The sequence below is a fragment of the Stenotrophomonas sp. SMYL86 genome (assembly GCF_036320025.1).
Classification (GTDB): domain Bacteria; phylum Pseudomonadota; class Gammaproteobacteria; order Xanthomonadales; family Xanthomonadaceae; genus Stenotrophomonas; species Stenotrophomonas maltophilia_A.
The window spans coordinates 435590-454982 of the sequence record NZ_JAWIRU010000002.1; the positions used below are offsets into that span (position 1 = coordinate 435590).

Below are 19393 nucleotides of genomic sequence, written 5' to 3' on the forward strand. Positions count from 1 at the left end.
GTGTTCAGCCCGCTTCTTCGTATACGTAGCGGATCTCCTCGCGGTCGTCGAGGATGCGGTACTGCCGCGCCAGGTCATCCGGATCGGGATTGAGCCAGGCATCGAGGTGTTCCTTGCGGATGGGAACGACGCCGCGGTCATGGCCCGCAGCGGCGACGTCGTGTGGAGGCGTGTCGGTGATCGTGGCAAATGACAGGAGGCGACCTTCCGGTCCTTCCCATTCCGCCCACAGGCAGGCCAGCAGCAGGTCGCGCGGGGGATCGGGCCGGAACTCCAGCACCACGTCCTGATCCTTCTCATCGGCACCCAGCGTACGGCCGGCGATGGCATGGCGTGGCACGTGCTCATAGAACGCCTGCACCACCACCACACCGTGGCGCAGCCCGAACGCACCGCGCCAATAGCCTTCCAGGCTGTCGCGCCGCGCGTTGTAGGTGCCCGGATATAGCACGTCGTTGCGCGCAGGCTTGTCCGGCAGCCGGCACTGGTAGCGCATCGGCTTGATCACGCGTTTGCCGCCCTCGCTGACCATCACCGGTGCGTAGGTACCGGGGAAAATACGGTTGTCGCGCGGCAGCAGCTGCACCCGGTGCAGATCTTCCAGCCGAGCCTGCGCACGATCGATGCGGTTGCCGGCCACGCGCAGGTCGTTGCGTGCCTTCTGGGTGGGGCGGGTCGCCAGCGTGGCATTGGCAATATCGCGTCGCTCGCGCTGGCGGGCCAGCTCCGCTTCCAGATCCTGGCGTTCCTGCGCATGCCACTGCTGGATTTTCGCGACGATGTCGCGGCCCTGCTCGGTGCGCGCGCCGGCGAAGCCGTCATCCATCGCCTTGGGAGTTCTGGGGCGCTTCTTGCCAGGATCGTGCGCGTACAGCTCCGCGAATTCTTCCAGCGACAGGATGGCGCCGAACTCGCGCACCAGCTTGGCGTAGTCGGCGCGGATCAGGGCGGAATAGCACATGGGAACTCTGCGGGCGTGGGTCGCAGCAGCTGCGACATGGATGAGGCAGGATAGCCCGACCTACAGGGAGATAGCGCATGAATGATTCCGTCGCCTGCCAGTTCCGCGACGCCGTGCCCACGGTCGAAGACTATTGCCAGCTGCGTGTGCTGGCGGGCCTCAGTGCCAAGAGCCAGGAGGCGGCGGCACGCGCGCTGCCCAATACCCTGTATGGCGTGTGTGCCTACCAGGGTAACGAGCTGGTGGCGATGGGGCGCATCGTCGGCGATGGGGGCTGCCACCTGCAGGTCTGCGATATCGCTGTGTTGCCGCGCCTGCAGGGTCAGGGCCTGGGCAAGGAAGTGATGCGTCGCCTGGAGGGCTGGATGCAGGCGAACCTGCCGCCGTCGGCATACGTCAGCCTTCTGGCAGATGGTGAAGCGCACCGGTTGTACGCGCAGTTTGGTTTCGCACCCACCGCACCTGCATCGATCGGGATGTATCGCCGGTTCTGAGGTGTGGCCGAGTTGAAGCCATCCACGCATGGCGTGGATCTACTGGGCCAACCGGCCGCCGGATCCATCCCGGCCCTGCAGTAGATCCGCGCCATGCGTGGATAGGGCCTTCCCAGGAATCACAGGCAAAGAAAAACCCCGGCCGAAGCCGGGGTTTTAAAGAATTGGCGTCCCCACGGGGATTCGAACCCCGGTCGCCACCGTGAAAGGGTGATGTCCTAGGCCTCTAGACGATGGGGACGCACGAAAACTTCAAGTTGTAGATCCTTCGACGGCCTAATGTCGAAGTGGTGGAGCCAAGCGGGATCGAACCGCTGACCTCCTGCATGCCATGCAGGCGCTCTCCCAGCTGAGCTATGGCCCCAATGAAACTCCGGATGATCTGCCGGGAGCAGAGTCCGTTTTGAAACTGGCGTCCCCACGGGGATTCGAACCCCGGTCGCCACCGTGAAAGGGTGATGTCCTAGGCCTCTAGACGATGGGGACGCACGAAAAACTTCAAGTTGTAGAACTTTCGACGGCCTAATGTCGAAAGTGGTGGAGCCAAGCGGGATCGAACCGCTGACCTCCTGCATGCCATGCAGGCGCTCTCCCAGCTGAGCTATGGCCCCGTGTTACCGAGCCGCCTATCATACCTGCGTGTTCACGTTTGTGGAAGCTTTTTTTGAGCTTTTTTCGTTCCGGTTCAACCGCGACCACGAGGGCAGGGGAACCGCAACGCCACAACCTGAATGCCGGTAGGCGGTGAACAAAAAAGACCCGGTTATCGGCCGGGTCCTCGTTGTTCGTGATGAGTGGCGTCCCCACGGGGATTCGAACCCCGGTCGCCACCGTGAAAGGGTGATGTCCTAGGCCTCTAGACGATGGGGACGCAATTCTCATCAATGTTCTTTAGCGACCTTTCGACGGCCTAATGCCGAAAGATTGGTGGAGCCAAGCGGGATCGAACCGCTGACCTCCTGCATGCCATGCAGGCGCTCTCCCAGCTGAGCTATGGCCCCACGTCGCTGAGGAGCGAAATAATAGCCTTGCCCCAGGGGGTTGGCAAGCATTTGTTGCACTTTTCTTCACCTGCGTTGCGAAGCCGATGTCAGTCGCCTTTCGCCTGTGCAGCGTCGTCGGTCAGTGCCGCCAGGATCGGGCACTGGTCCAGCGCGCCGTGACCTGGGCAGGCGTCGACCAGCAGCGAAAGTGCAGTGTGCATGCGTTGCAGCTCCGCCATCCGCTGTGCGATGTCCTGCAGGCGCGCCTGCGCGGTGTCGCGCACGCTGCCCATGTCCTGCGAATGGCGATCGCTCAATGCGAGCAGCTCGCCGATCTCTTCAAGGCTGAAGCCCAGCGCCTTGGCGCGGCGGATGAATCGCAGCCGGCGCAGGTCCTGCTCGCCGAAGATGCGGTAGCCACCCGCCGAGCGGGCCGCAGTCGGCAGCAGCTGCTGTCGTTCGTAGTAGCGCACCGTATCGATCGGTACGCCCGCCTGGCGGGCCAGTTGTCCAATGTTCATGGCGGATTCCTGCAGGGGCTGCCGACCATTGTGAAGCCTGGAGTCTGGTCGAGAGTCAAGGCTTGGCCCGGGTGCGCGCATTCAGCGCACTTTGCAACTTTCTTCATAGCCCCGCCGATGGACCAGTTCCTACCCTTCGCCTGAACCGGCCGTTCGATGGCCTGCAACGAACCGAGGAGGTGGTCTGTGGAAGGATTCAGGAACGAAGGATTCGTCGAGATCGCGGTGGTTGAATACCCGGGAGGTGATCCGTCTGCCGCCTCCGTACTGGCCGAAATGGCGCACGTTGCCAATCGCCTTGCCCAGCAGCAGCGTCGGCCGTTCAAGCGGGTGCTGGTCACCCGCTGGATCGTGCCGGCCAGCCAGACCGGGGTGCATCGTATTGCGGGTGCGGAAATGCTCGATGCGGCCATCCCGGCTGTGATCGCGGTTCCCGGCCAGATCAGTGCAGGCGCGTGCCTGCGCGCGGACGAGGTCCTGCTGGACTGGCTGCGCGCGCACTATGACGGCGGCAGTCTGCTGGCCGCCGCCAGTGATGGCGTCAGCGTGCTGGCACGCGCCGGGTTGCTGGCCGGGCGTACGGTCAGTGGCCCCGATCTCGGGCGCCATCCAGGCCTGCAGGCGCAGGCCGCGAGCTGGGTGCCGAGCGAGCGGGCGCTGGTGGATGACGGTGACCTGCTGACGGTCGGCGGGGCCCAGGCCTGGCGCTTCCTTGGCCTGCGACTGTTGTACCGGCTGCACGGGCAGGGTGTGGCCAGTGCGGTCGCACAGCAACTGGGCATCACCGTGCCCGCCACGATCCAGCAGGACCTGGAGCGCTTCAGCGCCAACTTCGCACATGGCGATCGTGATGTGCTGAAGGCACAGCGCTGGCTGCACACCACGGCGGCACGCGGCGCCACCCTTGCCGCGATCTGCGAGGTCTCCGGGCTGGAGCCGCGCACACTGCAGCGGCGGTTCCTCAAGGCCACCGGCCTGCGGCCGATCGAATACTGCCAACGGCTGCGCATCGCCAAGGCGCAGACCCTGCTGCAGCAGGGGGCGGGTATCGATGAGGTGGCGTGGGGTGTCGGCTACGCTGATCAGAGTGCTTTCCGCCGGTTGTTCCTGCGCATCGTTGGCATGACGCCGGCCAACTATCGGCGTCACGTCAGCAGCAAGCGTCGCGAGCGGCCCTTGATGCCGTCGGTGGCAGGCAGCCTGCGCGGGCTGCAATCGCCGTCGGTGATGCAACTGGGGCGCAGCGCGGCCTGATGTCGGCGGCATCGTCGCGCTTGCAACCGGAGCGCGACACTTCGACCATGCAGTCAGTGGACGATTGAACAGGTGGTCTGATGTCGAGCGTTGGGCCGGTGCCGATGCCGGTGGTGTTGATTCTCGTGTGCGTAGTGATTGCCATGGCCGTGGCGCGTCTGTGGCCACGCAGGAAGGACGGCATGCCGCTGCCTTCTGCACCCAGCATGGTTCTGGACATGCTGCTGGTGGGCCTGCTGTGTGGTCGCATCAGCTTCGTGGCCTTGAACTTCGCCCTGTATCGCGAGGCGCCGTGGAGCATTCTGCAGATTGCCGATGGTGGCTACCACCTGGTGGTTGTCCTGGTTGCGGGTTCGGCATGGGGGCTGTGGCGGGTGCGCCCATGGCGGGCGTTGCGCGCCCCGGTGCTGGGCGCGGCGTTGGCGGGTGTGCTGCTATGGGCGGGCGGCAGTCAGCTGCTGTCCGCATGGCAGGAGCGTCAGATGCCCTTGCCGGTACTGCAGGTTGCTGATCTGCAGGGGGGCAGGGTTGATCTGCAGCAGTTCCGGGGAAAACCGCTTGTGCTGAATCTCTGGGCGACCTGGTGCGGGCCCTGCCGGCGCGAGATGCCGGTCCTGGCTGCGGCGCAGCAGGCACATGCGGATGTGCAGTTCGTGTTCCTCAATCAGGGTGAAACCCTTGAGGAGGTCCAGGGTTTCGTTGCGCGCGAACGGCTCCTGCTGCACAACGTTTTGCTCGATGATGACGCTGCGGCATCCACGGTGCTGGGCGTGCAGGCCTATCCCTCGACCCTGTTCTTCGATGCCGAAGGGCGCCTGCGTGAACTGCACCTCGGCGAACTGACTGCAGCCGGTCTTGAACACAAACTGCGCCGGCTGCGGTAGCCTGCGCGGGCATCTCACTACGGAGTTCCCATGTTGTCGACTTCCCTGCGCACCGCCCCTGCGGTGCTGTTGCTGCCGGTCCTGCTGGCATTGGCCGCCTGCAGCCAGGCACAGACGCCACCGGGCAAGACCGCCGCGGCACCGGCAGCGAGCGCCACAGCCACGGCCAACAAGGGCGATCGTCCTGCGGTGCTGAAGGGCATCGAGAAGCATGGTTTCGAGGTCGTCGCAGAATTCGATGCTCCCGGTGGCCTGCGGGGCTTCGCCGGCGTGGTCGGCGGCCAGCAGCCGGCAGCGGCCTATGTCACTGCTGACGGCAAGAACGTACTGGTCGGCAGCCTGTTCGATGCGGAGGGCAACGATGTAGCCGCTGAGGCCGTTGAGAAGCTGGTGGCTTCGCCGATGTCGGCCAAGATGTGGACCAAGCTGGAAGCCAGCGCCTGGGTGCGTGATGGCAAGGCCGATGCGCCGCGCGTGGTCTACACCTTCAGCGATGCCAACTGCCCGTACTGCCACAAGTTCTGGGAAGCGGCACGGCCGTGGGTCGATGCTGGCAAGGTGCAGCTGCGTCACATCATGGTCGGCGTGATCCGCGAGGACAGCCCGGCCAAGGCCGCGGCGATCCTTGCCGCGCGTGACCCGAGCGCAGCGCTGCTGCAGAACGAGCACGATTTTGATCGCGGTGGCATCAAGGCGCTGCCGAACATCAGCCGCGAGATCGCTGGCAAGCTCGACGCCAATCAGGTGCTGATGATCGAGATGGGCTTCCAGGGCACACCGGGCATCCTGTTCCAGGACGCACAGGGCCAGGTGCAGCGTCGTGCGGGTCTGCCGCAGGGTGCCGATCTGCAGACGGTGCTTGGCCCGCGCTGAGTGGCGCCAGCCCCATGAAACATTGCGCAGGCCCGCATGGCAGCATGCGGGCCTGTCGCATTCCATGGCGGGCATTGCGGTTGCGGGCCCGCGCAACAGTGGTTCATCGTCACGTCTGAATCGTGACTGACATCAAGCATCCCGCCTTGATTCCAATCAAGGCCAAAAACGACAGGCGGATTAGCCTGTGACGCATGGAATACAGCGTCAATGCGCGATGGATGCCGCGCTCGCCACGCCCTGATCAGGGTCGGCTGGCACAGCCATTCACGACACTCTCACTCCGTGCTTGTTACCCAGACCGCTGCGGTCGCCACCTCTCTGGCAGCGCGGCCTTGATGGCGTCGACATCGGTGCGGGCAGGACAGTGTCATCGTCCTGTTGCCTGCCATGCGCAGGCTGGCCGGTGTCGTCGACGCAGTATCCGCATTTCCAGCAACGGCAGCACGAGGCCGGAGTGGCGCATGCGTGCGTCCTGTCTGCGTGCTGCGAACAGGGGTCGTCCAGGGAGGATGCAATGCGCGTGGCGGTACTGAGCCTGGCCTGTGTGACAGCACTGGCGATCACGCCGGCGTATGCACAGGTGGATGACAAGGAGGACGCGCAGGCGCTGCGTCGTGAGATTGCGGCCATGCGGCAGGCGCTGGAGGGCATGCAGCAGCGTTTGGACCGCCTTGAGCAGCGCGACGCAACCGTTGCGCCTGCTACAGCACAGGCACCCGCCGCCGTGGTCGCGCCTGCCAGCACTGCCAACCTGCTGCACCCCACTCAGGTACCGGGCGTGGCACAGCCGGTGCTGCCGCAGCGCGAATCGGTGGCCGATCCGTCCACCGCCGCGTCGCGACCGGACAGTGCGGCCGGCCCGACCGATCCGGATCTGAAGGGCTTCTTCGCCATTCCGGGTACTGACACGGTGATCCGTATCGGCGGCTACGCCAAGCTGGATGCCATCGCCGATTCGCGTGCAGCGGGGGATGAGGATCAGTTCATTCCCTCGTCGATGCCGGTCGGTGGCAGTCATCGTGATGTCTCGAACTTCAACATCCATGCCAAGCAGACCCGCTTCAGTTTCGAGGCGCGACGTCCGACCACGCACGGCAACCTGCGCTTCTACCTGGAGAACGACTTCTTCGGCAGTAGTGACGGCTACGAGTTCCGGCTGCGCCATGCCTATGGCCAGCTCGGCAATACCTATGCTGGTTACGGCTACTCCAGCTTCATGGATCCGGACAGCCTGCCCGACACATTGGATTTCGAAGGTCCCGGCGGTGCCGGCTACCTGCTGGTGGCAGGCATCCACCACAGTTTCGCGATGGGCAAGGGCAACACCCTGACCGTCGCCGCCGAAGATCCGAAGACCGAACTTGCCGGCGCCAGCGATGAGCGAGCCGCAGTGAACCGCCTGCCCGACGTGACGGTGACCGCGCGCATGGAGCGCGACTGGGGCCACCTGCAGCTGGGTGCGGTGGCACGCAGCCTGGCCTATGACGGCGATGGCGAGCGCGACCGGCGTATGGCCGGTGGCCTGCAACTCAGCGGTTCGGCCTCGGTAGGCGAGCGCGACCTGCTGCTGTTCGGTGCCCTCGGCGGGCGCGGCCTCAGCCGTTACACCGCCGACCTGACCGGCTCCGGGCTGGACGCGGTGGTCGGTGCCGATGGCCGCCTTGATGCGCTGGACCTGCACGGTGGGTTCGTTGGCTACACCCACTACTGGTCCGAGCTGTGGCGTTCGAACCTGATCTTCGGCCAGCTGACCCTGGAGCGGAATGCTGCATTGGCAGCCGACGCATTCCGTCAGAGCCGCTACGGCGTGTTCAACCTGATCTGGAGCCCGGCACCGTCGTGGACGATGGGCATGGAGCTGCTGTACGGCCGCCTGGAACAGCAGAGCGGCGCGCGCGGCGACACGGTCCGGGTGCAGGGCAGTCTGCAATACAACTTCATCAAATAGGCGCCAGCGGTCGTACGCCAGCGTAACCGTCCCCACGCCCGGTTGTACCGGGCTCATGCCAGTACAGGAGATTGTCATGGCAGAAGCAAAGAAAATCGGGGTGGTCGGAGCCACCTTCCTTGTCGCCGGCAACATGATGGGCTCAGGCGTGTTCCTGTTGCCGTCCAGTCTGGCCAAGATCGGCACCGCCTCGATCTGGGGCTGGCTGATCACCACCGCCGGTGCGCTGCTGCTGGCCTTCGTATTCGCCAAGCTGGGCAAGCTGGCACCGAAGGCCGGCGGTCCCTATGCCTATGCGCGTGACTGGTTCGGGCCCTACATGGGCTTCCAGACCAATACCATCTACTGGTTCGCCAACTGGATCGGCAACGTCGCCATCCCGATCGCGGCGGTGGGCTACTTCAGCTACTTCTTCCCGATGCTGTCCGAGCCGCTGGTGCGCTGCATCGCGGTGTTGGTGCTGGTGTGGGCGCTGAGCTTCGCCAACATGATCGGCCCGGCCTTCGTCAGCCGCGTGCAGACGGTCACCACCAGCTTCGCGCTGGTGCCGATTCTGGGCATCGCCATTTTCGGCTGGTTCTTCTTCGATGCCGACATCTTCAAGGGCGCCTACAACGTGTCCGGTGAATCCAACTTCGGCGCGATCTCCAGTGCGGCGGCACTGACCCTGTGGGCCTTCATCGGCGTCGAATCCGCTTCGGTGACTGCCGGCGTGGTGGAGAATCCGGAAAAGAACGTGGCCCGCGCCACCCTGGCGGGCGTGTTCCTGGCTGCCATCGCCTACATCGCCAGTTCGTCGGTGATCATGGGCATGGTGCCCAATGGCGAGCTGCAGACTTCTGATGCACCGTTTGCACTGGCTGCCGCCAAGGCCGTCGGTGGCTGGGGCGGCGCGCTGGTGAGCCTGTGTGCCTTCATCGGCGCTGCCGGTTCGCTGGGCGGCTGGATCCTGCTGACCGCACAGAGTGCCAAGGCGGCCTCCGATGATGGCCTGTTCCCGAGCATCTTCAGCAAGACCAACAAGGACGACGTGCCGGTCAAGGGCGTGCTGATCGTGGCGGTGCTGATGACCCTGGCGGTGCTGGTCACCTCCACCTCGGAAACCGCGTCGGCCCAGTTCGACGTGATCACGTCGGCGGCGGTGGTGCTGACCCTGCTGCCCTACATCTACTCGTGCGTGGCCTGCTACTTCGTGGTCGAGCGTTCGCACACCCTGGTTCACACCGGTGCGTTCTGGACACTGACCAGCCTGACCGTCGTGTACTGCCTGTGGGCGATCTACGGCTCGTCGGGAACCATCGTGCAGTACGCCTTCCTGTTCGTGCTGTTCATCACCGTGTTCTATCCCTTCTTCAGCGAGGAGCGCCGCCAGCAGCGGCAGCGCGCCCGCGAGGCCTCGGCGATCAGCGCCGGCGCCCAGCGTTCCTGAGTTAGACAAGGAGAATCAACGTGTACTTCAAGTCCCTGGACTATCCGGTCATTGTCATCGACAACGACTACGAGTCGCCGCGCATCGGCGGCATCCTGATCCGCGCCCTGGTGGAGGAGCTGCGCAGCAACGACCAGCGCGTGCTGTGCGGCCTGAACCTGGATGATGCCCGCGCCGGTGCCCGCACCTACGTGGCGGCCTCGGCGGTGCTGATCTCGATCGACGGCAGTGAAGAGGTGGATGGCGAGTTCCAGCGCCTGACCGCCTTCCTGCGCGAGCAGAGCGCACGCCGCGCCAATCTGCCGGTGTTCCTGTACGGCGAGCGCCGCACCATCGAGAAGGTGCCGAGCAAACTGCTCAAGTACATCCACGGCTTCATCTTCCTGTTTGAAGATACCAAGAGCTTCATCTCGCGGCAGGTGATGCGCGCGGCCGAAGACTACATGAAGAACCTGCTGCCGCCGTTCTTCAAGGCATTGACCCACCATGCGGCCGAGTCGAACTACTCCTGGCACACGCCCGGCCATGCCGGCGGCGTGGCGTTCACCAAGTCGCCGGTCGGGCGCGCGTTCCATCAGTTCTACGGCGAGAACACGCTGCGCAGCGATCTGTCGATCTCGGTGCCGGAACTGGGTTCGCTGCTCGATCACACCGGCCCGATCAAGGACGCCGAGAACGAGGCCGCACGCAACTTCGGTGCCGACCATACCTTCTTCGTTACCAATGGTACCTCCACCGCCAACAAGATCGTCTGGCATGGCACGGTGGCGCGCGGTGACGTGGTGTTCGTCGATCGCAACTGCCACAAGTCGCTGCTGCACGCGCTGATCATGACCGGTGCGGTGCCGGTGTACTTCACGCCCAGCCGCAACGCGCACGGCATCATCGGCCCGATCAGCCTGGACCAGTTCACGCCGGAGTCGCTGCAGCAGCGCATCGCCGCCAACCCGCTGGCCAGCCAGGCCTACAAGGCCGGCTCCAAGCCGCGCATCGCGGTGGTCACCAACTCGACCTACGACGGCCTGTGCTACAACGCCGAGAAGATCGCCGACGAGATCGGCAGCGCGGTCGACTTCCTGCATTTCGACGAAGCGTGGTACGCCTATGCTGCGTTCCATCCGTTCTACGAGAACCACTACGGCATGGCCAAGGGCAAGCCGCGCGAGCAGGATGCGATCATCTTCACCACGCATTCCACCCACAAGCTGCTGGCCGCGTTCTCGCAGGCGTCGATGATCCACGTGCGCAACTCGGCGCAGCGCAACCTGGATGCCGAGCGTTTCAACGAGTCGTTCATGATGCACACCTCGACCAGCCCGCACTACGGGGTGATCGCGGCCTGTGACGTGGCCTCGAAGATGATGGAAGGCGACGCGGGCCGCTCGCTTGTACAGGAAATGCACGACGAGGCCATCGCCTTCCGCCGCGCGATGCTGCACGTGCGCGACGACCTCGGTCGCGACGACTGGTGGTTCAGCGTGTGGCAGCCGACCCAGGTCGAGCGCAGCCTGGACAAGGGCGATACACCGGCGCCGCTGGTGGCCAAGCGCGAGGAGTGGTACCTGCAGCCGGATGCGCACTGGCACGGTTTCGAGAACCTGGTCGATGACTATGTGCTGATCGATCCGATCAAGGTGACCCTGCTGACGCCGGGCCTGGCGATGGACGGCAGCATGGGCAAGCTGGGCATCCCGGCGGCGGTGCTGAGCAAGTTCCTGTGGGGCCGCGGCATCACCGTGGAGAAGACCAACCTGTACTCGGTGCTGTTCCTGTTCTCGATGGGCATCACCAAGGGCAAGTGGAGCACCCTGGTCACCGAGCTGATGGCGTTCAAGGAGCTCTACGATCGCAATGCGCCGCTGAGCCAGGCACTGCCGACGCTGGTCGCCGACTATCCGAATGCCTACGCCGGCTGGGGCCTACGTGACCTGTGCGACGCGCTGCATGCGTTCAACCAGGAATTCGCCGTGGCCAAGGTGATGCGCGAGATGTACGTGGATCTGCCGACGCCGGTGATGACCCCGGCCGATGCCTACAACCACCTGGTGAAGGGCGAGATCGAACGGGTCGACATCGAGCAGATCAGTGGCCGCATTGCGGCGACCATGCTGGTGCCGTACCCGCCGGGCATCCCGACCATCATGCCGGGCGAGCGCTTCGGCGACAGCGACGAGCCGATCATCCAGTCGCTGCGCATCGCCCGCGAGCAGAATGCGCGTTTCCCGGGCTTCGAGTCGGACGTGCACGGGCTCATCATCGAGCAGGAGGGTGATGCGGTTTCGTACAAGGTGGAGGTGCTGAAGGCCTGACCGGCAACGGTCGGCCGTTCGGCGAACGATGGATACCGCGCGCGAGCAACGCATCCTGAAGTTCTCGATCGGGGTCACCCTGGCGGTCAGCGCGGTCGGCTTCATCGGTGGCCTGCTGGTGGGATCGCAGGCCATCCTGTTCGACGGCGTGTACAGCCTGGTCGATGTCGCCCTGACCCTGGTGTCGTTGTCGGTGCTGCGGCTGGTAGCGCGGGAACAGAGCCCGCGCTTCCAGTACGGCTACTGGCATCTGGAGCCGATGGTCGAGGCGTTGGGTGGGGTTATCCTGTCGCTGGCCTGCGTGTACGCGCTGGCCAACGCCGTGATCGGTTTGACCACGGGCGGGCACGAAGTGAAATTCGGGCCCGCGCTGTGGTGGGCGGCGTTGCTGAGTGCCAGCAACCTGGCGATGGCGGCCTTCGTCGCGCAGCGGGCGCGGCATCTGCGCTCCGCGCTGTTGTGGCTGGATGTACGGGGCTGGCTGCTGGGCGGGTTGATGAGCCTGGCAGTGGTACTGGCCTTTGTGTTGGCGCTGGTCCTGCACGGTGGTGAGTGGCACCACTGGGTGCCGTACCTGGATTCGATCGTGCTGGCGTTGATCAGCCTGGCGGTGTTGCCGGTGCCGGCGCGGGGTGCCTGGAAGGCCATGCGCGAAGTGCTGCAGGTGGCACCGGATGATCTGGACCGGCGCGTGCAGCGGGTGATGCAGGCGTTCGTCGCCGAGCGTGGCTATGCCGGTTTCACCAGCCATGTGGCGAAGATGGGGCGGATGCGCTTCATCGAGATCCACGTGCTGGCTGACCCGGCCATGCCGTTGGGTTCAGTGGGCGAGGTCGATGCGATGCGCGACGAGATTGCGGTGCGGCTGGATGCGCGGGGCAGCACGTTCTGGTTGACCATTGATTTCACCGCAGACCCAGCGTGGACGTGACCACGCTTCTGTAGAGTCTTGCTCGACTGCTTCTGGTTGGTGGAAGTCGAGCAGGCTCGAGTCCACGGGAACGCGCGATCGTTGCGCGTGGCAGACCGGTCTGTTGCACCGGATCCATTTGACCTCAACCGGAGTTGAGGTCACAGACTGCCGGCATCCCCCACGAGGCGCGCGGCATGAACCTGCTGACCACACCGGACCTCAGCCATGGCCTGATGGAACTGTTCAATCCACCGGGTCTCTACGATCCTTCGGCCAACGGCTACTCACACGTGGCGGTGGTGCGCCTGCCGGCACGGGTGATCCATGTCGCAGGGCAGGGCGGCGAAGATGCCCAGGGCCGCCTCTCGCCCAGCTTCGAAGAACAGGTCGGGCAGGCGCTGGACAACCTGCAGACCGCGCTGCGATCGGCGCAGGCAAGTCTGGCCGATGTGGCGCGGCTGCGCATCCTGGTGGTCGACCACGATGAGGACCGGCTGGGCATCATTGCCCACCAGGTGCGACGGCGCTGGCCGAACCGCGCGGCGCCCACCTGCACGCTGATCCCGGTGCCGCGACTGGCGTTGGACGGCATGCTGTTCGAGATCGAGGCGGAGGCCTACGCCGCCTAGCGCAGGTAGTACTCCACCGGCACCACCAGTTCCTGCGGTGCCTTCAGTTCCTTGGGAATGGGCGGCAGCGGCTGCGCGCGACGGAAGGTCTGCAGCGCAGCGTCATCGAGCATCGGCTGGCCACTGGACTGCTCCAGCCGCAGCGCCAGCAGGCGACCTTCGCGGTCGATGCTGGCCCTGACCCAGGCAGTGCCCTGCTGCCGGCGCGAGCGCGCGGCGGCAGGGTAATAGCGGTAACGCTCCAGCCGCGCCATCAGGCGGGCTTCCCACTGGTCGCTGGCGGCGCCGGCCTGGAAGTCCGCCGGTGGCGCGTCTGGAGCGGGCGGCGCGGCCGTGATCGATGCCGGTGCGGGACTTGCATCGGTCGCGGCCGCAGGCGGGGCGACCGGCAGCGGCTTTCGACCCGTCCCGCCCGTTTCGCTGGCGGCCAACTCGCCCTCGCGCGCGGCGGTAGGCTTCGGTGGTGGCGGCGACTTGGTCGGTTGCGATGCACGCGCCTGCTGCGCCTGGCTGGGGGTATCGGCCTGGCGCTCCTCTACGGGCTGTGGCGGCGTGGCCGGTGCCAGCAGGCGCAGGCTGATGCGCACGTCCTGCTCCGGCGGTGGCAGCATCGGCGGCATTGCAACCCAGTGCACCAACAGCAGCAGGGGCAGCAGGTGCAGGACGACGGTGATCACGATCGCCTGCCAGTGTTGGCCGCGCTCACTCATCGTCCAGCACCCACAGCAGATCGGCATCAGCAGCACCGACGGTTTCACCCGGCGAGGCCAATGCGATCACCAGCGCAGGCGTATCCGGTGACAGGTAGCCCGGCACCCCGGTGCCGCGCAGCACATGCCAGCGACCGGCTACCAGCAGCGCGGGTGCGGGGGCTGCGGTCAGCACCTGTGCCATGCGCGTGTCGCGGGCCTGTTGCACGGCCAGCATCCCTTCCAGCATCGGTGCCGCGTCTGCGTGCTGGGCCAGAACCACATCCGACAGGCGTTGGCGGGCGGCGGGCACCGGGAACCGCACTGCATCAGCGGACGCCAGGTGGGCGTTGACCTCGACGCGCGCGAGATTGCCGCCGAACAAGGGGATGCCGGCAGCGGTGGCGTCCTGCACCAGCCCGCCGTAGGCGGTCCACGGCCATCGTGTATCCCAGCCCAGCAGCTCCTGCAGGCGTGCACCGTCGGCATGGTTGCCCTTGGCCAGCCAGCGCTGCACCCGCTGCAGGCGCGGCTGGCGTTCGCTGGCAATCATCTCCAGCACCAGCGCGCCTTGTGGACGCTGCTGCTGCAGCGCGTGCAGCAGCCAGCGCTGGGCAGCGTGGTCACCGGCCAGGTCGTGGCGTTCGCCCAGCAGCAGTCGCGGAGCGTTCGCTGCGCGCTTCACGAACGCAGCTTCGTCCAGGGTCTGGCCGCTGGCGAGGTCCAGCACCTTGCCGGGCATCGGCTGCGCGCTGGCCATTGACGCGAGCGCGAGCAGGCACAGCGGCAGCCAGCGACGGCTAGAACGCCACATTGACGCCCATCGAGACGGTACGGCCACGGCCGTTGCCGCGGTCCAGGATCGGACTGAAGATGCTGTCGATCGAGGCATTGTTGTCATAGGCCTTGTTCTGCAGGTTTTCGATGTTCAGCCACAGCGTGGTGTTGGCCTGCGGCTTGAAGCTGGCGTAGAAGTCCAGCAGCACGCCGGTGCCGCCGGTCTTGCGGGTCTGGAAGAAGTCGTAGCCTTCCTCGGTCGGACCGGAGTACTCGGCGCGCAGGCCGGCCTGCACGCGCTGCTGCCACCAGCGGCCGCCCACGTCCAGCGTCCAGTAGCGGTCGGGCAGGGCGGTGATGTCTTCCAGGTTGACGAACTCGATGGCCGGCGCGCTGGTGCGCGAGCGGGTCCAGCTCAGCGTGGCGTGGTAGTGCTCGCTGGCGTAATGGGCTTCCAGTTCGATGCCGCGCATGCGCACCACGCCGGGGTGGTTCATCCAGCGCGTGGTGGCGCTGAAGTCGTCGGCGTCCAGCACATCGGTCCAGGCATTGAGTTGCGGATCGCTGTCGATCGGCACCACGAACGGTTCCACTTCCGGCGGATGCACGATCAGCAGGTACTGCGGCTTGATGTAGTCGCGGATGCGGTTGTCGAAGCGGGTGACCCGCAGTTGTGCCAGGTCACCGTCGACCAGCAGCGAGTCGGTGCTGAGGTTGACGCCGAACTGCAGGTTGCGCGAGCGCTCGCGGCGCAGGAACGGATTGGCGCCGATGCCGTCGGCGACGCTGGCGTCCTCCAGCGGGATCTTCTCGAAGAACATTTCCTGCACGCGCGGCGGCCGCGACGTGCGCGAGACCTCGGCGAACAGCTGCAGCCAGTCGGTGGCCTGCAGTGAAACCGCCAGGCTCGGGCTGAGTGCGCGCTCTGTGCGACGCACGTCGATGTCGCCGCCATTGATCTCCGCGCACTGGCCGGGCACATCCGAGCACACCGGGATGTGACCACGGATGCCGAAGCGGTCCTGGCGCAGTCCTGCGGTCAGGGCATAGATGTCGTACTGCAGCTCCAGCGTGCTGAACACACTGTCCAGCTGGCTGCGACCCTGCGGGTTGGCACCGCGCAGGATGGGCGTATCGGCCACATAGATGTCCGATTGGTGCTTGATGCCGGTGTTCCAGCGCGCCTGCAGTGCACCGATGTCGAAGCGGCTGGTGTTGTCCACGGTCCAGCTGCTAAGGCTGCTGTGGGTGCGGCGGCCGATGTAGCTGGAGTCCTCCACCGGCGGGTAGAACAGCCGGGTCTTGTTGCTGGCGAAGGTCGCACGCAGGTCGATCCACGGCGAATAGGGTGTGTAGTGGTAACTGGCGCGCTGGTTGCGCGCGGAAATCTGCCACGGATAGTTGTGGTAGAAGTCGTTTTCGTAACGCATGTGGCTCAGGTCCAGCCGATGCTGGTCGCTGGGCTGCAGGCGCGCCTTCAACAGCCAGCTGCTGGGCTGCTGGCTGCCCGGGTCGGCGTTGTTCTTCTGCCCGCGTGCGGTCGCGTATTCGCTGCTGCGGCTGCTGCTGGCGGCGGCCAGCAGGCCGAACTGGCGGTCGCCACCCTCTTCGCTGTGGCGCCAGGCACCGGCGAAGGTACGGCCACTGCCGTAGCCGTTGTTGCCGTGGCGGTAGCCCGCACGCAGGCCCCAGTCGCGCCCCTCGCCGAGCAGATCGTCGATGTCCAGCGTGCGGAAGTTGGCACTGCCGGCCAGCGTGCCGGCGCCATCACCACCGGCGACCGCACCGCGCTGCACGTCCACACCGGCCAGCAGGAAGGGATCGACATAGGCGAACGGGCCGCCCGAGCCGTGCCCGGCATTGTTGCGGAAGGTCTGGGTGACACCGTCGATCATGGTGTTGACCCGGCCGGCACCGGTCATGCCGCGGATGTTGACCTGCAGGCCCGGCTGGCTGCGCGAATGGAAGCTGTGGGTGCCGGGCATCGAGCGCAGCAGGCTGTTGCCTTCCTGGCGTTCGGCCATCGCCACGCGCTCGCTGCCCACCGGGGGCGCAAAGCCATCGCGGGTGGCCGGTACATATTGACTGGCGCCGGCACCCGGTGCCTGACCGTGTGCGGTAGTACCCTGCACCCGCAGCGGGCCAGTGCGACGGCTGCCATCGGCGCGTTCAGCCGGCGCCGGCTCCAGGGCGGCACGACGCGCATCGACGAAGCGCGGGCGCAGGCCGCTGCCTGCCAACAGGCGCGACAGGGCCTGCGCATCGTCGAAGTCACCGCGCAGCGCAGGCGCCGAATGGCCCGCGGGCAGCGCTGCGCCGATCACCAGATCGACGCCGGTCAGCCGGCTGTAGGCGTCCAGCGCGGCCGCCAGCGGTTGTGCGGGCAGATTGTAGGTACGGGTGGCGGTCTGTGCGTGGGCACTGCCGGGCAGCAGCGGAAGGGCACTGGTACAGGCCAGCGACAGGGCGAGGACAAGGGGGCGGGGGCACAGCATCGGGGGCTCCAGGGGCTGACGCAGAGCGTCGTCATCCTGGGTAGACGCAGCCGCAGGCCGGATGTCAGGGTCCATCACGCTGTTCCCTGCGTGGCGGCAGCCACACCTGTATGCCCGCGCCGAGGCGCAGCACGCGCACCTGCAACTGAGTGGCCAACTGGTCGCGGTTGCCGGCCGCACCGTCGGCACTGCCAAGCAGGGTGACCGGCTGCTGGCGCAGCTGCTCGCCGACGACCCACGTGTGCCCGCCATGCCAGCGGTCCAGGCCCTGCGTGACGTCGGCCAGTGGGGCCGAGACCCAATGCAGGCGCCGCTCGCGCCAGGCCAATGCTCCGGGGGCGGTCGTTGTTGCATGGGCTGTTGCCTGCCCATCGAAGCGCAGCTGTTCGCCGTGGTCAGCCAGCATGCTGACGTTGCCGCTGTCCACGCGCACGCGATGCTCGGTAACGGTGACCACGCTGCTGTTGCCCTGCACGGCAAGATCGAATGCGGTCCCCAGTGCAGTGACGGTGCCCTGTGGGGTATGCACCTGGAAGGGCCGGTCGGCATCGGCGGCGACCTGGAACCAGGCCTGGCCGCGCTGCAGCTGGAGCTGGCGGCGCTGCCCATCGATGCGCACCTTCACTTCGCTGCCGGGTGACAGCAGGACATGCGAGCCATCCCGAAGGGTCTCCTCGCGGATCTCGCCAGCGGCCGTTCGCAGGACCTGCGCTACGGGCGGCGACACATGGCGGCTGTAGAGACCCAGCGCGCACAGCAACAGAACCGCAATGCCGGCTTCGCGCAGGCGACGGCGTTGCCTGCGCTGCTGTTGCCGCTGCAGGCTGGGCAGCGTCGCACCGGCCTGCCACAGGTGTTGCAGATGCTGGTACTGCGCAGCATGGCGAGGGTCGGCCTGGTACCACTGCTCGAACGCGTTCTCGTCGCGGCCACCGTCGTGCCCGTCCAGCCACCAGCGTGCAGCTTCGCGCGCGATCGCGTCCAGGCTCATGCGCCCGGCACCTGCTGCAGGGCGACCAGTGCGCGCAGCAGATGGCCGTGCGCGGTCTGCCGGCTGATGCCGAGCTGGCGCCCGATCTCGGCCAGCGCCAGCTGTTCAACCCGCGCCAGCAGGAACACCTGGCGCGAGCGCGGTGGCAGCGCGGCGATGATCGCGTCGAGGTGGCGCAGCTGTTCGGCGTCGAGCAGTCGCTGCTCGGGCAGCGGCGCAGGATCGGCGATGGCATGCAACTGCGTGTCATCCAGCGCTTCTTCGCGACGGCGCTGGCGTTGCCGGTAATGGTCGGCAATCAGGTTGTGGGCAACACGGTACAGGTACGCGCGGCCATTGCTCAGCAGGCCACTGGCGGCGACCTTGACGACACGCAGCCAGGTTTCCTGGACGACGTCATCGGCGTCGCTGCGTTGCGGGAGTTTGCGGCGGACATGGGCGTGCAGCGGCCGGTAATGGGCCGCGCACAGCTGCGCGACATCCGTCGGTTCGACAGGCGTGGACACGGGGCGGGCGACAACTGGGAAAGGGAACAGCCCGCGGCGGCAAGGGCAGCGGCTGCACCTTACAGCAAAAGAGAATCATTTGCATCTTTGGTGCGAGCGCAGTCCGCATGAGCCACCGCGGCGTCAGCGGGGACGATAATCGCAGTGGATCTGCAGGGCTTCGGTGGGATTGTGATGCAGCACGAATCCGCAGTGCTGCAGGCTGCGCTTCGCTCGTGCGACTGGCTCGGCATACCGGGCGATGCGGCGGTGCTGCCAGCGCGGCGGGGTGAACACGCCCAGGGGCAGCAGCCGCAGCCGCTCGCCGTGCAGTACCAGTGAGACATCGACATGACGGCCATCGATGTCGTGGCCGTTGGCGCCGAAGATGGCGTCGACTTCATCCCGGCGCTGCGGATAACAGGCACGGAAGAGGGTGATGCCGAGCCGACGCACCAGGCGGCGGAAGCCACCGAGACGGCTGTGGCTGGGTTCGAAGCCACGGGTGAGCAGTAGCCGCAGCCCCACAGGCAGCATTGCCTGCGCGTCGAGCAGGCGTTGCAGTACCTCTTCTTCCAGTTGGATGCGGGTGGAGGGCCAGCGCGGGGCGATGAGCAGTCCGTGGTGGTTGCCGCGTTGCAGGGTCAGCATCGGTGAAGCTTCGCACGCGGCCGAACAGCCGGGGTAGTGGCGGGCGCGGGGCGGGTGGTTGGGATTGCGGCGCGGGGGCGGCCCCACCCGGGCCCGGGGGAGCG

Annotated in this window: 17 protein-coding genes and 6 tRNA genes; 9 read left to right on the forward strand and 14 right to left on the reverse strand. The window is 66.3% G+C overall.

The annotated features are described in order from the left end of the window. Positions 1–4: 4 nt before the first annotated feature. Entirely contained in the window at positions 5–961 is a 957-nt protein-coding gene (locus V3B64_RS04695; protein WP_049399994.1) for an SOS response-associated peptidase family protein, read from the reverse strand. Between the two features lie 77 nt (positions 962–1038). Here V3B64_RS04695 and V3B64_RS04700 point away from each other — a divergent pair, with 77 nt between their 5' ends. Next, positions 1039–1455, forward strand: a complete 417-nt coding sequence (locus V3B64_RS04700; RefSeq protein WP_010484960.1) for a GNAT family N-acetyltransferase — start codon at positions 1039–1041, stop codon at positions 1453–1455. A gap of 165 nt (positions 1456–1620) precedes the next feature. On the opposite strand, the gene V3B64_RS04705 is transcribed toward V3B64_RS04700, so the two are convergent. The 7 genes from V3B64_RS04705 to V3B64_RS04735 form a co-directional block, all read right to left on the reverse strand. Next, a tRNA-Glu gene (locus tag V3B64_RS04705) sits at positions 1621–1696 on the reverse strand. 47 nt (positions 1697–1743) lie between these two features. Beyond that, positions 1744–1819, reverse strand: a tRNA-Ala gene (locus tag V3B64_RS04710). A 46-nt stretch (positions 1820–1865) separates the two neighbouring features. Next, positions 1866–1941: transfer RNA gene (locus tag V3B64_RS04715), tRNA-Glu, on the reverse strand. Positions 1942–1990: 49 nt separating this feature from the next. Next, positions 1991–2066: transfer RNA gene (locus tag V3B64_RS04720), tRNA-Ala, on the reverse strand. Positions 2067–2250: 184 nt separating this feature from the next. Further along, positions 2251–2326: transfer RNA gene (locus V3B64_RS04725), tRNA-Glu, on the reverse strand. A gap of 54 nt (positions 2327–2380) precedes the next feature. Continuing rightward, positions 2381–2456 (reverse strand) — tRNA-Ala (locus V3B64_RS04730). A gap of 89 nt (positions 2457–2545) precedes the next feature. Then, positions 2546–2959, reverse strand: a complete 414-nt coding sequence (locus tag V3B64_RS04735) for a heavy metal-responsive transcriptional regulator (RefSeq protein WP_032129382.1) — start codon at positions 2957–2959, stop codon at positions 2546–2548. 186 nt (positions 2960–3145) lie between these two features. On the opposite strand from V3B64_RS04735, the gene V3B64_RS04740 reads away from it, so the two are divergent. The 8 genes from V3B64_RS04740 (at position 3146) to V3B64_RS04775 (ending at position 13201) form a co-directional block, all read left to right on the forward strand. After that, a complete protein-coding gene (locus V3B64_RS04740; RefSeq protein ID WP_032129381.1) occupies positions 3146–4213 on the forward strand; it encodes a helix-turn-helix domain-containing protein in 1068 nt (355 codons plus the stop codon). Between the two features lie 80 nt (positions 4214–4293). Then, positions 4294–5097: a TlpA disulfide reductase family protein gene (locus V3B64_RS04745; protein ID WP_032129380.1), complete on the forward strand. Its 804-nt coding sequence runs from the start codon at positions 4294–4296 to the stop codon at positions 5095–5097. Positions 5098–5127: 30 nt separating this feature from the next. After that, positions 5128–5970: a thiol:disulfide interchange protein DsbG gene (gene dsbG, locus V3B64_RS04750; protein WP_032129379.1), complete on the forward strand. Its 843-nt coding sequence runs from the start codon at positions 5128–5130 to the stop codon at positions 5968–5970. A 517-nt stretch (positions 5971–6487) separates the two neighbouring features. Continuing rightward, on the forward strand, positions 6488–7921 hold the full coding sequence (locus tag V3B64_RS04755) for a DcaP family trimeric outer membrane transporter (protein ID WP_032129378.1): 1434 nt from the start codon (positions 6488–6490) through the stop codon (positions 7919–7921). Positions 7922–7997: 76 nt separating this feature from the next. Continuing rightward, positions 7998–9350, forward strand: a complete 1353-nt coding sequence (gene adiC, locus V3B64_RS04760) for an arginine/agmatine antiporter (RefSeq protein WP_329913721.1) — start codon at positions 7998–8000, stop codon at positions 9348–9350. 20 nt (positions 9351–9370) lie between these two features. Then, positions 9371–11659: an Orn/Lys/Arg decarboxylase N-terminal domain-containing protein gene (locus V3B64_RS04765; RefSeq protein WP_329913722.1), complete on the forward strand. Its 2289-nt coding sequence runs from the start codon at positions 9371–9373 to the stop codon at positions 11657–11659. Between the two features lie 28 nt (positions 11660–11687). Then, entirely contained in the window at positions 11688–12590 is a 903-nt protein-coding gene (locus tag V3B64_RS04770; RefSeq protein ID WP_329913723.1) for a cation diffusion facilitator family transporter, read from the forward strand. A gap of 176 nt (positions 12591–12766) precedes the next feature. Next, positions 12767–13201: a RidA family protein gene (locus tag V3B64_RS04775; RefSeq protein WP_100434884.1), complete on the forward strand. Its 435-nt coding sequence runs from the start codon at positions 12767–12769 to the stop codon at positions 13199–13201. Here the strand turns inward: V3B64_RS04775 and V3B64_RS04780 are convergent. From V3B64_RS04780 to V3B64_RS04805, 6 genes are all read right to left on the reverse strand, one after another. Further along, positions 13198–13911, reverse strand: coding sequence for an energy transducer TonB (locus V3B64_RS04780; RefSeq protein WP_329913724.1), 714 nt, complete (start codon positions 13909–13911; stop codon positions 13198–13200). The genes V3B64_RS04775 and V3B64_RS04780 overlap by 4 nt on opposite strands. Beyond that, on the reverse strand, positions 13904–14704 hold the full coding sequence (locus tag V3B64_RS04785) for a ChaN family lipoprotein (protein ID WP_329913725.1): 801 nt from the start codon (positions 14702–14704) through the stop codon (positions 13904–13906). The genes V3B64_RS04780 and V3B64_RS04785 overlap by 8 nt, the downstream gene beginning before the upstream one ends. Next, positions 14691–17162 carry a TonB-dependent receptor gene (locus tag V3B64_RS04790; RefSeq protein ID WP_329913726.1) on the reverse strand — a complete coding sequence of 824 codons (2472 nt, stop codon included), beginning with the start codon at positions 17160–17162 and terminating at the stop codon, positions 14691–14693. Before V3B64_RS04790 ends, V3B64_RS04785 begins: the two co-directional genes overlap by 14 nt. 64 nt (positions 17163–17226) lie before the next feature. After that, complete coding sequence (locus V3B64_RS04795; RefSeq protein WP_032129372.1) at positions 17227–18153, reverse strand: FecR domain-containing protein; 927 nt, start codon at positions 18151–18153, stop codon at positions 17227–17229. Next, positions 18150–18659, reverse strand: a complete 510-nt coding sequence (locus tag V3B64_RS04800) for an RNA polymerase sigma factor (protein WP_032129371.1) — start codon at positions 18657–18659, stop codon at positions 18150–18152. Before V3B64_RS04800 ends, V3B64_RS04795 begins: the two co-directional genes overlap by 4 nt. Positions 18660–18782: 123 nt before the next feature. Then, positions 18783–19289 carry a hypothetical protein gene (locus V3B64_RS04805; RefSeq protein ID WP_329913733.1) on the reverse strand — a complete coding sequence of 169 codons (507 nt, stop codon included), beginning with the start codon at positions 19287–19289 and terminating at the stop codon, positions 18783–18785. Positions 19290–19393 lie beyond the last annotated feature (104 nt).

What these genes read in the sequence shown, in the direction of transcription:
- V3B64_RS04695 (WP_049399994.1), bottom strand. Translation starts at nt 961, where the DNA reads ATGTGCTATTCCGCCCTGATCCGCGCCGACTACGCCAAGCTGGTGCGC.
- V3B64_RS04700 (WP_010484960.1), top strand. Translation starts at nt 1,039, where the DNA reads ATGAATGATTCCGTCGCCTGCCAGTTCCGCGACGCCGTGCCCACGGTC.
- V3B64_RS04735 (WP_032129382.1), bottom strand. Translation starts at nt 2,959, where the DNA reads ATGAACATTGGACAACTGGCCCGCCAGGCGGGCGTACCGATCGATACG.
- V3B64_RS04745 (WP_032129380.1), top strand. Translation starts at nt 4,294, where the DNA reads ATGTCGAGCGTTGGGCCGGTGCCGATGCCGGTGGTGTTGATTCTCGTG.
- dsbG (WP_032129379.1), top strand. Translation starts at nt 5,128, where the DNA reads ATGTTGTCGACTTCCCTGCGCACCGCCCCTGCGGTGCTGTTGCTGCCG.
- V3B64_RS04755 (WP_032129378.1), top strand. Translation starts at nt 6,488, where the DNA reads ATGCGCGTGGCGGTACTGAGCCTGGCCTGTGTGACAGCACTGGCGATC.
- adiC (WP_329913721.1), top strand. Translation starts at nt 7,998, where the DNA reads ATGGCAGAAGCAAAGAAAATCGGGGTGGTCGGAGCCACCTTCCTTGTC.
- V3B64_RS04770 (WP_329913723.1), top strand. Translation starts at nt 11,688, where the DNA reads ATGGATACCGCGCGCGAGCAACGCATCCTGAAGTTCTCGATCGGGGTC.
- V3B64_RS04775 (WP_100434884.1), top strand. Translation starts at nt 12,767, where the DNA reads ATGAACCTGCTGACCACACCGGACCTCAGCCATGGCCTGATGGAACTG.
- V3B64_RS04780 (WP_329913724.1), bottom strand. Translation starts at nt 13,911, where the DNA reads ATGAGTGAGCGCGGCCAACACTGGCAGGCGATCGTGATCACCGTCGTC.
- V3B64_RS04785 (WP_329913725.1), bottom strand. Translation starts at nt 14,704, where the DNA reads ATGTGGCGTTCTAGCCGTCGCTGGCTGCCGCTGTGCCTGCTCGCGCTC.
- V3B64_RS04790 (WP_329913726.1), bottom strand. Translation starts at nt 17,162, where the DNA reads ATGCTGTGCCCCCGCCCCCTTGTCCTCGCCCTGTCGCTGGCCTGTACC.
- V3B64_RS04795 (WP_032129372.1), bottom strand. Translation starts at nt 18,153, where the DNA reads ATGAGCCTGGACGCGATCGCGCGCGAAGCTGCACGCTGGTGGCTGGAC.
- V3B64_RS04805 (WP_329913733.1), bottom strand. Translation starts at nt 19,289, where the DNA reads ATGCTGACCCTGCAACGCGGCAACCACCACGGACTGCTCATCGCCCCG.